The sequence below is a fragment of the Gillisia sp. JM1 genome (assembly GCF_000424645.1).
GTDB lineage: Bacteria > Bacteroidota > Bacteroidia > Flavobacteriales > Flavobacteriaceae > Gillisia.
On the sequence record NZ_KE384220.1, the window covers coordinates 15519 to 30449 of the forward strand.

Genomic DNA, 14931 nt, shown 5'->3' on the forward strand with positions numbered 1-14931 from the left:
CATAAATTATGAAAGCACATACAAAAGAGACACAAGCTACGATGACCCCGAAGAAAGCATTAAACTTTTTAAGAGAAGGTAATCTTCGATTCCAAAACAATTTAAAAGCGAATAGAAATCTTTTGGAGCAGGTAAATGATACCAGCGAAGGGCAATTTCCTTTTGCTACCATTTTAAGCTGCATAGACTCAAGAGTATCAGCCGAGTTAGTTTTTGATCAAGGATTAGGAGATGTTTTTAGTGTGCGTATAGCAGGTAATTTTGTAAACCAGGATATCCTTGGAAGTATGGAATTCGCTTGCAAGCTTGCTGGAACTAAATTAATTGTTGTTTTAGGCCATACAGCTTGTGGGGCGGTAAAAGGTGCTTGTGACGATGCTAAACTTGGAAATTTAACAAGTATGCTGGCTAAAATTAAACCAGCAGTAGAAGCCGTAAAAGAACCAAAAGATGCTAGTTTACGTAACTCTTCAAATTCAGAATTTGTAGATAATGTTTCAGCAAAAAATGTTCAGCTTTCAATAGATAGAATTATGAAAGAGAGTGATGTTCTTTCAGAAATGCAAAGCAATGGTGAGATAAAAATTATAGGTGCGATGTACGATATTAATACAGGTACAGTTGATTTTTATGAATAAATAAAAATAATAAGAAAGTTAAATTAAGTTTTAAAATAAAGATGGTAGCATTAACTCTAGGGTGAATGCTACCTTTTTTTTGATAAAGCTCAAGACAATAATCTTGGGAATTGCTAATTTATATTGCAGATAAAAAGTTAAATCAAAACTGGGATATCCACAACCAAGAGCATATTGATAATAGAATAGTATTGGATATTTAGAGCGTTTTTTACTAAGAACAGAATCAGGTTATTCTTTCAATGTGGATAACAACAATTACTTAATTGGTTATGGCTAAATTTAATCTGGAAACCACAAAACACCAATTATGGAATATTAATTAATTGTTTAAATCAATATTTAACCAATAACCATATTTCAGGACAAGACAGCCAAGTCTAAAACTTAGCGTTTAATTCTTCAACGATTATTTCTGTCTTTTTGTTTTTAGCTGCTTGATCCAAAATAATTGCTGGAGCTTGCCTAACCTTGCAGTTACTAATAGCGCAACGTTCGCAGGTTACACCAACCTCTTGTTTTTTAATAGTCTTATCGCCTAAAAATTTCAACTTGCGCTCCAATTGCTTATTAATTAGTAACCCAATACTTATACTTCTATATTGATTGTTTCTAAAAGGATCTTTCGTAGCAGATGAGAGTACTAAATATTTTGTATCATGGCTTGGATAATTCGAAATTTGAATATCAAATTCATGAGAATTTTTACTTATACTAATATCTTTTAAAACTTTCAAGGACACCCAACGTCTACAATAATGCTCATTGGTTTCATTGGCCCGAGGTGAATGCTGATGTGATAAATGAAGTTCCTTGTTTAAGTAAAATTTTTCGGAATCTGCTTTATGTGTAATCCTTAAAAAAAATAAATTCTTAATATTAAATGCTTTAGGCAAGATATTGGTTAAACGTTGATAGAATGATTCTGGTGAAGTATTGAAAGCTTTCAAAATTTGAAGAAATAGCGCTTTGTCAAAAGTTTCTTTTTCAAAAACTGTCTCTAATTGTAAGGTTAATTCATCTTTAGGAATAACAAGCGCTCCAGCAAAATATGAGGCATAAAAATTATTGAGAACTTGGTCAAAACTTTCAAACTTTATCCAAGGAAATGTATACAAACGATCTTTGATTTCTAAAAAATTATATGCGATTTCTTTTGCATATATAAAGGTGCGCTGAGCTTCATCAATCCCATTTGCCAATAAGAGAGTATGAGTTTTAGGAACAAAAACTGAACGTAAATTCCCTAAAGCTTCATATTTACTTAATTCATTTTCAATAATAGAATATCCATATTCCTCTATTAAAATTTCTTCCAAATCTTTTGAGGAAACCGTTTGGCGTAAATCTAATTGGTAGGCTTTCACAAATTTCAAAACACTTTGTTCTAAATCATCAAAATAATTATTATTTGCTTCTTGATAGGACCTTAATGAAGCAAGAAAAAAACTTTCTCTGCTAAAACTATAATGTTGTGCAATTTCAATAATAGTACTTATAAATGCATTTACTTTTGCAGGAGCGTTAGCGACAATATCTATTAATGTATTTTCCTTAATTCCAAAGAGTTCCAAAGGAATTTCCTTTAGTATTTTAGATTGCAACAGGTCTCCAATAGGTGCTAAATTTTTATCTAATTTTAAAGACACCATTTGGTCGTACGGCACATCCAATTTTTCGGAAAGTATCGCTATTTTATCTGGTTTCGGATATTTTTTACCATTTTCAATTTCATTTAAATAAGACTTAGATAAACCCGAAAGTTTAGACAATCCAAATAATGATAACTTGTTGTCGGTCCTTATCTGCTTTAACTTTAACCCAAATATTAGTTTGATATAATCTTCCTTCATAATAACAAATATAAGCTATTTCGCGAACATACTTATTTTGCGAATATATACTTTTAGCGAACGTTCGCTTGTTTTTTATAAAACTTTGTTCTAATATTGTCCTGATAAACAATAAGACCATGGAACACAAAACTTTAAAACTACCTAAACTAAACTTTTCAAAAGATGTAAGTAATTACTATCCAGAAATTCTTACAGAAGATGCTTTAAACTTTATAGCAGCACTTCATGAAAAATTTAATGCGAGACGACTTTCACTTTTGGAAAAGAGACTAAAACAGCAAAAGGTTTTTGATGAAGGTAACTTACCTGAATTCCCTCAAGAGACTCAATCTATAAGGGAAAGTGATTGGACTACGGGTAACATTCCTGAAGACTTAAAAGATAGACGTGTAGAAATTACAGGTCCTGTAGATAGAAAAATGATCATTAATGCATTGAACTCCGGAGCACGAACATTTATGGCAGATCTAGAAGATAGCACTGCTCCTACCTGGAAAAATGTTATAGAAGGTCAACAAAATCTAATTAATGCCAACAATAAAACCATTTCATTGGTAGATTCAAAACGAGGTAAATCCTACAGACTGAATCAAGAAACTGCAGTTTTAATGGTTAGACCCAGAGGTTTACACTTAAACGAAAGACACATTCTAGTAAACGAAGAGGAAACTTCTGGAAGTTTGGTAGACTTTAGTCTTTACGTATTTCACAATACTCAAACCTTACTTTCCAACAATACGGCACCTTACTTTTACCTACCAAAGCTAGAGCATTATTTAGAAGCACGTTGGTGGAATGATGTATTTACTTTTGCTCAAGACTATTTAGAGGTTCCTAAAGCAACTTTTAAGGCAACTGTTCTTATAGAAACTATTACTGCAAGTTTTCAGCTAGACGAGATCATTTTTGAACTTAAAGATCATATTGTGGGTTTAAATTGTGGTCGCTGGGATTATATATTCTCATACATCAAAAAATTTAGAAACCATCCAAACTTTGTGGTGCCAAACCGTGATCAGGTTACTATGACAACTCCTTTTATGGATGCGTATTCTAAGCTTGTGATTCAACGTTGTCATAAACGTGGTATACTGGCCATTGGTGGAATGGCAGCTCAAATTCCCATTAAAAATGATGAATATGCAAATATTGTTGCTTTAGAAAAAGTAAGAAAAGACAAAGAAAGAGAGGCTAAAAATGGTCACGATGGTACTTGGGTTGCGCATCCAGCTTTAATTGAAGTAGCTATGGAAGAATTCAACAAACACATGCCATCACCAAACCAGTTACACGTTACTCGTGAAGATATCAATATTACAGAACAAGATTTAGTAGAAATACCAAAAGGAACTGTAACCGAAGCCGGAATTAGAAAAAACATCAATGTAGGTATTTTATATACCGAAGCTTGGTTGAGAGGTCAAGGTGCTGTAGCGCTTTACAACTTAATGGAAGATGCTGCCACTGCAGAAATATCCCGAACCCAACTTTGGCAATGGTTAAAAAATGAAGTTGTACTGGAAGATGGACGAAAATTTAATATAGAATTGTACATCGATTTATTCAACGATGAAGTCGAAAAAATATTAAAAGAGTTTGAAGATGACACTATTAAAAATACCAAGTTTAAACTCGCTATAGCGCTTTTTGACAAATTAGTGTTATCAGAAAAGTTTGAAGAATTTTTAACGCTTCCCGCCTATCAATACCTATAAAAAAAATCCTGCGATTGCGGCAACAATCAACAGGATCTAATTATTAATAATAAATAACATATTACAAAATTATGAAAAATTTAGCTCACAGTAATTATCAATCTGCATTAGACACGGTTAGAAACCTTAAAGAAAAATACGGAGAAACCTGGAATGCAATCAATTCTGAAAGCGCGGCAAGAATGATTGCTCAAAATCGTTTTAAAACAGGTTTGGATATCGCTAAATATACAGCTGGCATTATGAGAAAAGATATGTCAGATTACGATGCAGATTCATCTAAATACACGCAATCACTCGGTTGCTGGCATGGTTTTGTGGCGCAGCAAAAAATGATAGCTGTCAAAAAGCATCATAAAACGACCTGTAAAAAGTACTTATATCTTTCTGGTTGGATGGTAGCCGCTTTACGTTCAGAATTTGGACCATTGCCAGATCAGTCTATGCACGAGAAAACTGCTGTTCCTTTATTAATAAAAGAAATTTATGATTTCTTACGTCAAGCAGATGCTATTGAGTTAAATGATCTATTTAATAGACTTGAAAAAGGAGAAGATGTGCAAGGTCAAATAGATAATTTTGAAACCCATATAGTGCCTATTATAGCAGATATTGACGCTGGTTTTGGAAATGAAGAAGCGACCTATTTGTTAACCAAAAAAATGATTGAAGCTGGAGCTTGTGCTATTCAGATTGAAAATCAAGTTTCTGATGCTAAACAATGTGGGCATCAAGATGGAAAAGTTACGGTACCTCATGAAGATTTTATTGCAAAATTAAATGCAATTAGATATGCGTTTTTAGAATTAGGAGTAGATGACGGAGTTATAGTTGCAAGAACAGATTCTGAAGGAGCTAGCTTAACTCAAAAATTACCTGTTAGTCAAGAACCTGGAGATTTAGCTTCTCAATATTTAGCTTTTGTAGAAGCTGAAGAAATTGACGTAAAAGATGCTAAAGAAGATGATGTTCTTCTAAAAAGAGATGGGAAATTAGTACGTCCTGTAAGATTATCCAATGGTTTGTATAAATTTAAAGATGGCTCCAATATAGATAGAGTGGTATTAGATTGTATTACAAGTCTTCAAAATGGAGCAGACCTTTTATGGATTGAAACACCAACACCAAATGTTAAGCAAATCGCTTATATGGTAAACAGAGTTAAAGAAGTAGTATCTAATGCGAAATTGGTTTACAATAACTCCCCATCTTTCAACTGGACTTTAAACTTCCGTAATCAAGCATATGAAGAAATGCTTTCTGAAGGCGAAAACATGACCGCTTATGATAGAAATAATTTAATGGATTCAGAATATGATGGTAGTGAATTATGTCATCGTGCTGACGAGAAAATTAAAACGTTCCAAATTGATGGTGCAAGAAATGCAGGGATTTTCCATCACTTAATTACGTTACCAACATATCATACTACTGCTCTTCATATGAACGAACTAATAAAAGGGTATTTTGCAGAAGAAGGCATGTTAGCTTATGTGAAAGGGGTTCAAAGACAAGAAATTCGCAAAGGCGTTTCTTGTGTAAAACATCAACGAATGGCAGGTTCAGACCTAGGAGATGATCACAAAAGCTTCTTTGCAGGAGATAAAGCTATAAAAGCAGGAGGACAAAAGAATACAAGTAATCAGTTTATAATCAAAAAAACTGAAGCAAAGCCAGAACTTGTTCTAGATAAATAATTATTATTCTACAAATTGATCAAGGCAACATATAAAAGTGTTGCCTTAGTCAATATTAGTAAATTAAACACTACCTGTAGTATGTTTACATGCTACTCCAATTAAAAGTATTAAACGCAATATTGGAGAAATAGATGTTCCAGTTAAATTTGGAGGTGTTTATTTTAATTCAGATGACTATATTTATGCAGAAACAGATGGGATACTTGTTAGCAAACTTAATTTGAAGAAATAAAATAAAAGATAAATGAAAGGTAGAAAATTACTTATGATTCCTGGTCCTATTGAATTTGAACCAGAGGTATTACAAGCATTAGGCATGGCTACTACTAGTCATGTAGCTCCAGATTTTATAGAGGTTTTTGGTAATAGCCTTGAACTGATGAGGCAAGTATGGAAGTCACCAAAAGGACAGCCTTTTATCGTTTCAGGAACTGGTACATTAGCTATGGATATGGCAGCAGCCAATCTTATTGAACAAGGAGATCGTGTATTGGTAATTTCCACAGGATATTTTGGTAAACGCTTTAAAGATATTTTGGATCGTTATGGCGCAAACACAACTATTTTAGAAGCTCCTACAGGCGAAGATGTACCCCTAGAAGCAATTGAAAAAGAGCTTAAAACCGGAAATTTTAAAGCGCTGACTATTACACATGTAGATACCTCAACTGGAATATTGGTAGATCCGAAACCTATAGTGAAATTAGCCCAGAAATATAACACCTTAAGTATTTTAGATGGCGTCTGCTCGGTTGCAGGAGAAGAAATCAATCAAGACGAATGGGGGCTTGATGTTGTTTTAACCGGTTCTCAAAAGGCCATTGGTGTGCCTCCGGGACTTGCGCTTTTAATGGCTTCGGAAAAAGCGATGGAAGTTTGGAAAAATAGAAAAACACCTGTATGCAATTATTACGCAGATTGGAATAATTGGTTGCCTATAATGAGCGCTTACGAAGAAAGAAGACCTTCTTATTTCGGAACACCCGCAGTTAATTTAATTGTTGCATTAGAAACTAGCTTGAAAATTATATGTAAAGAGGGTATGGACAAAAGGGTGAAAAGGCATCAACTTTTAGCAAAAGCTTTTAGAGCTGGAATAACTGCACTAGACCTTGAAATATTACCAAAAACAAAACAAATAGCAGCTAATACTCTTACAGCAGTTTACTATCCAAAAGGGATTGATGGCGCGGCATTACTTTCAAAAATAGCTAGTAATGATGTTATAGTTGCAGGTGGATTACTTTCAGAAATAAAAACCTCCTATTTTAGAATAGGTCATATGGGCTCGGTATCATCAAATGATCTAATTGCAGTATTAGGTGCCATAGAACGTGCTTTGTTAGAATTGGGGCATGACATGGTATCTGGAAAAAGCCTACAAGCTTTTCAAAATGAACTCTTGAGATCTAATTAATTAAACCTTTAAATACAAAAATGAGCTAGGAAAATTTGTGAATACAAAATTATAGTGGCGGTACTGGCTATGCTATAAGTAGGATCCAAACTCTTTACTTTATCTGTTAAAGTCTGATATAAGTAATTGAAAACGATATCAATTTATCGAAATAAGTAAAAATATTTCTGTATGTCCGCTTTTGTTCCAGTAAATAGTTTTTTATTAATTAATTACAGGTTGTTACCATCATGCTGAACTTGTTTCAGCATCTCAAATATATGGTATAAGACCCTGAAAATCCGGATTGTTCGGGACTGGGTGACGCGACCATTTCAGATAGGATAATTTGGTCACTGGACTCTAAACGGGTATACAAAAATATTTTATATGAATAGAATAATGATCCTACCATTCCTATTTGATAAACTTCTTTCTGAAGATACGCGGGGAAAAATTGAAAAATTATTCTCAAAGGTATTATTTGAAATTTAAAATATCACTCCGAACTTATTGGGGGCTAAACTAAAGAAGACCTACAATTTACTTACGATTTAGTAGGATCTCTTTTGCTTTTCTATTTGATATTTCAATTTCAAAAGCAAGGAAATCGAAAATTCGAGCAACAAACAAACCTAAAACCTATACTCGAAAAATTCATTAAAAAGAAAAGGGTAATTGCGATTATTTTGGTGCCTTTATTTTTCTTTATGGCACTATATACACTTCTAGATTGGTTTAAAGAAACTTCTTTATCTTCCAACAAATTTCCATCATTTGATAGTATCAATAATCTCTTTTTTGATCAAATTTTTACCGTTTTAATTCTTGTAGATGTAGTATTGCTTTTAATTACATTCTTTTACACCGACCAATTTCATAAAATCATAAGAAACTCTGGCTTTATTATTTCGACGATTTTAATTCGAATTTCATTTGGAGTTAGTGGATTAGTTAATATTATACTCATTGTGGTAGCTGTTCTTTTCGGACTAGCAATAATTACAATTCACAACAAATACGAAAGAAATATTTTGCGCAATAACGAAATAAAAATAATGGAAGACAGCTATGACAATCACAACTTTAAATTTTAAAATAGGTTATATGGGCTTGTTCTCTCTTAATCATACTACCAAATCGATTATCGAAAATAGCAAGCATTTCTTTGAAAAGTGATGTTTTAGAATTCAGGTATAAAACAACTAAGCCGAAAATAATTCATTTTTTACTTCACTCTACTCGCATTATTAAAGACCTTTACCTTCAGCAAAAAAATCCAGATGCCAATAGAGAATATACCTGAAATCTACATTAGGGACAAAAAAAAGAATTCCGATTTATTCGCTTATGATTTTAAAATGACCAATAATGTTGTTAAAAGCAAGGTTAATTTAGGAATGAACATGTTTAGTTTTTTACAAGTTGGAAAAAAACAGGTTCACTTTGCAGGCAAATCGGTTGCTGTGAATAAAGACCAATCCTTACTTCTTAAAAAAGGAAATTGGCTTTGGACAGAATTACTTGATACGGAAGCAATTTACTACTGCAAGCTTTTCTTCTTTTCTGAGAAGAAACTCACAGATTTTCTGAGTAAGTACAATAACGATATAAAACCATATAAGGAAGATGTGCCTTATTTCGTTATTGAAAATGACGATTATATTGCGTCTTTTATAAACTCCTTATCCTCTATCGCATTGGCTGGAGATAGTTATAGCGATGCTTTATTATCTTTAAAATTTGAAGAAATAATGCTGTATCTGCTTAACAAATACGGTAATAAATTCGAATTTTATTTACACTCTTTAATTTCAAAAGAGATCTCACCCTTTAAAAATGTAATAGAAAGTAATGTAGACTTTAATTTGAAATTGGAAGAAATTGCCTTTTTATGTAACATGAGCCTATCGACATTTAAGCGACATTTTACAAACGAATATAACAAACCTCCTGGAAAATGGCTGCAAGACAAGCGCCTACAAAAAGCTAAAGAACTATTACAAGGTGGTAAATTAAAAGCTTCAGATATTTATTTAGATATTGGCTATAACAACCTGTCTAACTTCAGCATAGCCTTTAAAAACAAGTTTGGAATTAGTCCAAAAGATATCTCGAGTTAAAAATAAACTTTATTAAATAACTGATTTTTAGATATTTAGATTTAATCAAAAATCTTTCTTTTACAAAAAACTTTACCTTGACCAGTTTTCATGACTTATTGAATCATGTCAATAAATAAGAAGCTGAAGTCCCCACCTACATTTGCACTATAATTACAATTGCTTGTTTTATCAAGCATTAATTAAGAATCAAAATAAATATTTAGAGGTCGCTATTTAGTTTCATATCTTCGTAACCCATAAACAAGGGATATTATGATTAATTTTGAAGGACAAAATGCCCAAGAGTTCTATGCTCGGTTCAATTCTGTGGATTCTTGTAAGGAATATCTATCCGAGATCAAGTGGAAAAAAGGCTTTATATGCGTGAAATGCAGTCATTCCAGGTGTCAGGTACGTGCCAACTACAGTCGCACCTGTAATAAGTGTAGCCACACGGAGTCACCTTCGGCAAATACACTATTCCATAAAGTGAAATTCGGACTGGACAAGGCTTTTATTATTTGTTTTGAAATGGCGACCACCACCCGTGGCCTATCTGCAAGTTACTTGGCAAAGCGACTGGGCATCACCCCATATACCGCACGAATGTTCATGTACAAGGTTCGTGAGGCCATGAAGTCCAGTGGGAATTTCCCGATGGTCAATCGAGTGGAGATAGATGAATTTGTGGTGAGCGGTAAAGAGGATGGTAAAGTCGGTAGAAGCTATGACAGCAAGAAAAAGAAGGCTGTCGTTGCACTTGAGCTAACAGATAAAGAAAAAGTGAAAAGAATGTATGTGAACCAGATAAATGACTTTTCTGCCAAAGAACTGCGTCCAATATTCGATAGGCATATTTCAAGATCTGCCAATGTCACTACAGATCTGTGGCGTGGTTATAGGCCAATAGCCAAGGATTATAAAATTGAGCAGATACCCAGCGATACAGGGAAGAACTTCAAGATTCTGCACACTATGATTCATCAGGTCAAATCTTGGATCCGCACCACCTATTCCTATGTGAGTCCTTTTCATATCAATGGATACTTTGATGAATTTTGTTACAGATTGAACAGAAGTGGAAGCAAGAGAACTATATTGCACAACCTTATTTCCAGAATGATGGATAAACCAAAATTATACCATAGCAAATTAATATGTACTTAAGTAGCGACCTCTATAAATTGATTTAAGAGTGGTCAAAATAATTTAATTGCTTTGACACAGCCTTTTTAGCATAACTGACCACTCTTTCTCTTTTGCCTTTATTTAATTAACAAAAAGACCTTCTTTTTAGGTTCATAAACAAAATAAAATGTAGAAACACTTTTTTTTATTAACCTTTCTTTTACCTTTTTTAGCGAGTGGCCAAGATAGCAATCTTGGGAATTGGCTAATTTATATTGGAAATAAAAAGATAAATCAAAACTGGAATATCCACAACGAAGTTCAATATAGAAACTACAATGCCATTGGAGATTTGGAGCAATTATTATTAAGAACAGGATTAGGTTATACTTTCAATGAGGGTAACAACAATTTCTTAATTGGCTATGGCTATATTTTATCTGAAAACTACGTAGATAATAGTGATAATAAAACATCGATAAATGAGCATCGCATTTTTCAACAATTCACTTCAAAACAAAACGTAGGAATTATAAAAATAAATCATCGCTATCGTTTTGAACAGCGCTTCGTTGAAGAGGATTATAAAATGCGATTCAGATATTTTTTAAGCTTGAACATCCCTTTAGTGGAGGCGGATAATGATAGCAAACATTTATATTTGTCAGCCTATAATGAAATATTTCTAAACACAGAATCTTCGATATTTGATAGAAATAGGCTTTATGGTGGTATTGGCTATCACTTAAATAAGAATATAAGACTAGAGCTGGGTTATATGAACCAGTTTTTTGAAACAACTAGTCGCGATCAAATTAATATTATCACATTTGTGAACTTTTAGAATTGTAGTCTATTATACCACCGGATAATTGCAAATACCAGGCAATTTAGTATAAAGTGATAATTTAGAGACCAAGTGAAAACAACTAAACTGACAATCTCTACAGCTATCTGTACCAGACCCTACTCCACACTTCTTGCATTAACCAAGACTAATAAATAGCAATTAAAAAAATCGTGCTGAAATTCAAAATTCGTCAAATTAAAATACTGAAATAAAGTTGCCTAAGAAATTAAAAAAAATTCAAAACTGGAAAGTCATTGCTAGCCGTAAACTTAACAAGCATGAGTTCAAATAAAATTATGCCTCATCATCTAAAATTGGTAATCTAACTGTATACAACACTGCCAAATTTAAACTTTATGAAAAAACCATTTTATATATTCCGTTATGTTAGTTTAATAGCAATAATTTGTTGCCTTATAGGTTCTTTACTACTTTTTTTTGTTGGTGCTTGGAAAACTTATAACGCGATTGAAATACTATTTTTTGACTATATTCCGGAAGGGAATGAGCACTTGCATTCTATAGATAATGCAAAATTATATTTAATGAAAGCATTAGATACATTCCTAATAGCTCTGGCACTTTTCATTTTTGCCTACGGTACTTTTACACTATTCATTTCTAATAAAAATGATGTTGAGGATAAGGGAGTCTTAAAATGGATTAGGATACCAAATATTGGACATTTAAAAAATATACTTTCAGAAGTTATCATTATTATTCTTTTTGTTCTTTTTCTCGAGGTAATCATCGAAAATATTCACGATTTGAAATGGGAATTTTTGATAATTCCAATCTCTGTTCTTCTATTAGCACTTGGATTGAAATTTCTAAAATTAGATAAAGGGGAACATTAAAAAATTATTAAAAGACAGGAGGAAACAAAGTTTATAAATTATGGTTTGGTCTAAAAATTCTTGGAAAATTCAAAGATTTTACAGTACCAGTCCTTAATTTCGAGAGGTGTGTACCGAGAATCACCAAAGCTTATTTCAAACAAGTAATATCCAATTAAAAAACAGTTAAATGGAAATTAGAATAATAGAAACCATTATTGCAGTTGCCTCCTTCTTAGTTTTAAGATATTTAAGTAGAAATTTTTTTGCAAAAATTCAGAATAAGTACAATTATTCGAAATACCGGGTAAGACCTATTTTGAAGTTTATCAATTTGTTCCTTCTTATAACACTGATAATTTTAATAATAGCAATTTGGGGAGTTGAGCAGACAAAACTTTTAACTTTCATTACTTCTGTCCTCGCAGTTGTTGGTATAGCATTATTTGCTCAATGGTCAATACTTTCTAATATATCTTCTGCTCTAATCATATTTATAAGCCATCCTGTAAAATTGGGAGAATCAATTACAATTATTGATAAGGAATTTGATATTAAAGGACAAGTGTCTGACATAGGACTATTCTATGTAATTTTGAAGACAGATACAAATGAAAAAATTATGATTCCCAACAATGTGTTTCTACAGAAAGCAACAAAAATAAATAATCAATAATATGGTTATTTCATTAGTATTGATTGTAGTTGGATTTGCAGGTTTGATTTTTGGAGCGAATTGGCTTGTTGATGGAGCATCAGGCTTGGCGAAAAAGTACAATATTCCTGATTTGGTCATCGGTTTGACCATTGTCGCTTTTGGTACTTCCGCACCTGAATTAGTTGTTAATTCAGTAGCTTCATTAGACGGACTTTCAGATATAGTTTTGGCAAATGTAATTGGAAGTAATAATTTCAACTTATTTATAATTTTAGGAATCGCAGGTTTAGTTTATCCAATTACTGTACAGTCTTCAACCGCTTGGAGAGAAATCCCAATATCCCTGATAATTACAGTAGTTTTATTTGGACTTGCAAACGATTTTTTTATAAATCAAAACTCGGAAATATCAAGACTTGACGGAATTATTTTACTTATATCTTTCATAAGTTTTCTGTACTATATATTTAAACAAATGAAAACGGAAAAAACTGAAGTAGTTCCATATATTCAAAAGTCAAATATTAAGATTTGGAGTTTAATTCTTATTGGCTTTATCGGACTAATCATTGGAGGAAAATTAGTTGTTGATAATAGCATAGGTATAGCCACAGATTTTGGAATTAGTCAAAAAATAATTGGATTAACCATAATTGCTGCTGGCACATCATTGCCAGAATTAATAACCTCAATAGTTGCTGCCCTTAAAAAGAATAGTGACATAGCTATTGGTAATGTTGTTGGTTCAAACATATTTAATATTTTGCTTATCCTTTCAATTAGCTCTTTAATAAATCCCATAAAATATAATCAGATTTTCAATCAAGATTTTGCCATATTGATTGGAGGAACAGTTTTCCTAATAATTGCAATGTTTACAGGAAAAAGAAAAAAACTTGACAGATGGGAAGCATTAATATTATTAGCATTTTATTTGATATATACTGGTTATCTGGTGACGAAAGAATTATAAAAACGCAACACAAGTTCGGTTATCTCAAAAAGTTGGCAATTCCGTGAAAAGTGATATATTCGAGTCCAAATATCAAAACACTAAGCCTAAAATTGCGAGAGATATCGTTATTTGTCCCTACCGCACGCAACTTGGATTAACCAAGACCTTTGGCAATCATTAAACATATATAATGTTAAAACCAGAAGTATACGAGAAAGAGATAGATTAAAAGACTTAGAATCATACTCTATACTCGACACTCTTTCAGAAACTGATTATGAGAATAAGAAAAATGTTGAAATTGAAATTGGGGTGGCAGCATCAACCACTCATTACCAGTTTTTGTTCAGGATAATGGATCCGGAATAGGTTTAGCAACAGTAAAGAAAGTAATAGAAAATAGTGGTGGCTCAATAAAAGTAGAGTCAGAACCAACAAAGGGAGCCAAGTTCTTATTCACATTTGAAAAATAGCGATTGCCAACATCAGTTACTTTCAAATAGCAGGTATTCAATTATATACCTTTTTTCACTTTAAAAATAATAATTCAAACCTAAGCTAGCTATCGCGCACCCTTGTTCCATGTCTCTTGCGCTTAGCAAGACCATTTGCAACAAGCTGAAAAGAAACACGAATAAACAAAATTAGTTACCTGTTTAATATGGACTATTATATTTATGCTTTTCATATCAAAAACATAAATTGAGTAAAAAAGCCAATAGCCATTAAAGCATATAAAACACTTCGATAAGTTGAAACAAATTTAATGGTCAAAAAACCCGTGGACCAATAATCTATGTGGCAAAAACATGTATCTTTAAATTCATAAAAGTGGAGACTAGAAATCACTTAAAAAACGGGGCGAAACCGAAAAGCCAAATGATTAGGAAATTATCATAAGTAAAAAAATGTTTAAAAAATTTAACTTAACTGACAAGTTGCTTTTTCTAGCAGCAATACTTTCGCTTATTTATTCTGAGATTTTATTTTTTAATGGCCACCAAAACCAAGCTATTTTTATTGGTCTCTGGGTTCCTTCATTACTGTCTTTTGGAATATACTTACATCTAATAAATAAAGAAAAATGATTGAAT

The 14931-nt window shown here is 32.4% G+C and carries 12 protein-coding genes and 2 pseudogenes; 13 read left to right on the forward strand and 1 reads right to left on the reverse strand.

All coding sequences use genetic code 11. The annotated features are described in order from the left end of the window. Positions 1–8: 8 nt before the first annotated feature. Positions 9–638, forward strand: coding sequence for a carbonic anhydrase family protein (locus H033_RS0119005; RefSeq protein WP_026839715.1), 630 nt, complete (start codon positions 9–11; stop codon positions 636–638). Positions 639–1018: 380 nt separating this feature from the next. Here the strand turns inward: H033_RS0119005 and H033_RS0119010 are convergent, their stop codons facing one another. After that, positions 1019–2491, reverse strand: a complete 1473-nt coding sequence (locus H033_RS0119010) for a helix-turn-helix domain-containing protein (protein WP_026839716.1) — start codon at positions 2489–2491, stop codon at positions 1019–1021. Between the two features lie 119 nt (positions 2492–2610). Between H033_RS0119010 and aceB the strand changes: the two genes are divergently transcribed. From aceB to H033_RS22335, 12 genes and pseudogenes are all read left to right on the forward strand, one after another. Next, on the forward strand, positions 2611–4209 hold the full coding sequence (gene aceB / locus H033_RS0119015) for a malate synthase A (protein WP_026839717.1): 1599 nt from the start codon (positions 2611–2613) through the stop codon (positions 4207–4209). A gap of 71 nt (positions 4210–4280) precedes the next feature. Beyond that, positions 4281–5906 (forward strand): isocitrate lyase, encoded by a 1626-nt coding sequence (locus H033_RS0119020; protein WP_026839718.1) that lies wholly within the window; start codon positions 4281–4283, stop codon positions 5904–5906. Between the two features lie 82 nt (positions 5907–5988). Next, positions 5989–6141: pseudogene (locus H033_RS21505) on the forward strand (putative 4-hydroxy-4-methyl-2-oxoglutarate aldolase); the annotation flags it as partial. Between the two features lie 12 nt (positions 6142–6153). After that, positions 6154–7326 carry a pyridoxal-phosphate-dependent aminotransferase family protein gene (locus H033_RS0119025; protein ID WP_026839719.1) on the forward strand — a complete coding sequence of 391 codons (1173 nt, stop codon included), beginning with the start codon at positions 6154–6156 and terminating at the stop codon, positions 7324–7326. 689 nt (positions 7327–8015) lie between these two features. Then, positions 8016–8402: a hypothetical protein gene (locus tag H033_RS20730; protein ID WP_231367671.1), complete on the forward strand. Its 387-nt coding sequence runs from the start codon at positions 8016–8018 to the stop codon at positions 8400–8402. A 186-nt stretch (positions 8403–8588) separates the two neighbouring features. Then, entirely contained in the window at positions 8589–9428 is an 840-nt protein-coding gene (locus tag H033_RS0119035) for a helix-turn-helix domain-containing protein (protein ID WP_026839720.1), read from the forward strand. Positions 9429–9683: 255 nt separating this feature from the next. Next, positions 9684–10577: an IS1595 family transposase gene (locus tag H033_RS0119040; RefSeq protein ID WP_026839721.1), complete on the forward strand. Its 894-nt coding sequence runs from the start codon at positions 9684–9686 to the stop codon at positions 10575–10577. A 169-nt stretch (positions 10578–10746) separates the two neighbouring features. Next, positions 10747–11382: pseudogene (locus H033_RS20735) on the forward strand (DUF2490 domain-containing protein); the annotation flags it as partial. A 362-nt stretch (positions 11383–11744) separates the two neighbouring features. Beyond that, positions 11745–12245, forward strand: a complete 501-nt coding sequence (locus H033_RS0119050) for a YqhA family protein (protein ID WP_026839722.1) — start codon at positions 11745–11747, stop codon at positions 12243–12245. Positions 12246–12414: 169 nt separating this feature from the next. Beyond that, positions 12415–12900 (forward strand): mechanosensitive ion channel domain-containing protein, encoded by a 486-nt coding sequence (locus tag H033_RS0119055; protein ID WP_026839723.1) that lies wholly within the window; start codon positions 12415–12417, stop codon positions 12898–12900. A 1-nt stretch (position 12901) separates the two neighbouring features. After that, positions 12902–13855: a calcium/sodium antiporter gene (locus H033_RS0119060; RefSeq protein WP_026839724.1), complete on the forward strand. Its 954-nt coding sequence runs from the start codon at positions 12902–12904 to the stop codon at positions 13853–13855. Between the two features lie 302 nt (positions 13856–14157). Continuing rightward, on the forward strand, positions 14158–14310 hold the full coding sequence (locus tag H033_RS22335) for an ATP-binding protein (RefSeq protein WP_081661918.1): 153 nt from the start codon (positions 14158–14160) through the stop codon (positions 14308–14310). The last annotated feature ends 621 nt before the right edge of the window (positions 14311–14931 follow it).

Bases quoted from the DNA above. Each gene is read 5' to 3' on its own strand.
- H033_RS0119050 (WP_026839722.1), top strand. From the start codon at position 11,745: ATGAAAAAACCATTTTATATATTCCGTTATGTTAGTTTAATAGCAATA.
- H033_RS0119010 (WP_026839716.1), bottom strand. From the start codon at position 2,491: ATGAAGGAAGATTATATCAAACTAATATTTGGGTTAAAGTTAAAGCAG.
- H033_RS0119005 (WP_026839715.1), top strand. From the start codon at position 9: ATGAAAGCACATACAAAAGAGACACAAGCTACGATGACCCCGAAGAAA.
- H033_RS0119055 (WP_026839723.1), top strand. From the start codon at position 12,415: ATGGAAATTAGAATAATAGAAACCATTATTGCAGTTGCCTCCTTCTTA.
- H033_RS0119035 (WP_026839720.1), top strand. From the start codon at position 8,589: ATGCCAATAGAGAATATACCTGAAATCTACATTAGGGACAAAAAAAAG.
- H033_RS0119025 (WP_026839719.1), top strand. From the start codon at position 6,154: ATGAAAGGTAGAAAATTACTTATGATTCCTGGTCCTATTGAATTTGAA.
- H033_RS0119020 (WP_026839718.1), top strand. From the start codon at position 4,281: ATGAAAAATTTAGCTCACAGTAATTATCAATCTGCATTAGACACGGTT.
- H033_RS20730 (WP_231367671.1), top strand. From the start codon at position 8,016: ATGGCACTATATACACTTCTAGATTGGTTTAAAGAAACTTCTTTATCT.
- H033_RS0119060 (WP_026839724.1), top strand. From the start codon at position 12,902: ATGGTTATTTCATTAGTATTGATTGTAGTTGGATTTGCAGGTTTGATT.
- aceB (WP_026839717.1), top strand. From the start codon at position 2,611: ATGGAACACAAAACTTTAAAACTACCTAAACTAAACTTTTCAAAAGAT.
- H033_RS0119040 (WP_026839721.1), top strand. From the start codon at position 9,684: ATGATTAATTTTGAAGGACAAAATGCCCAAGAGTTCTATGCTCGGTTC.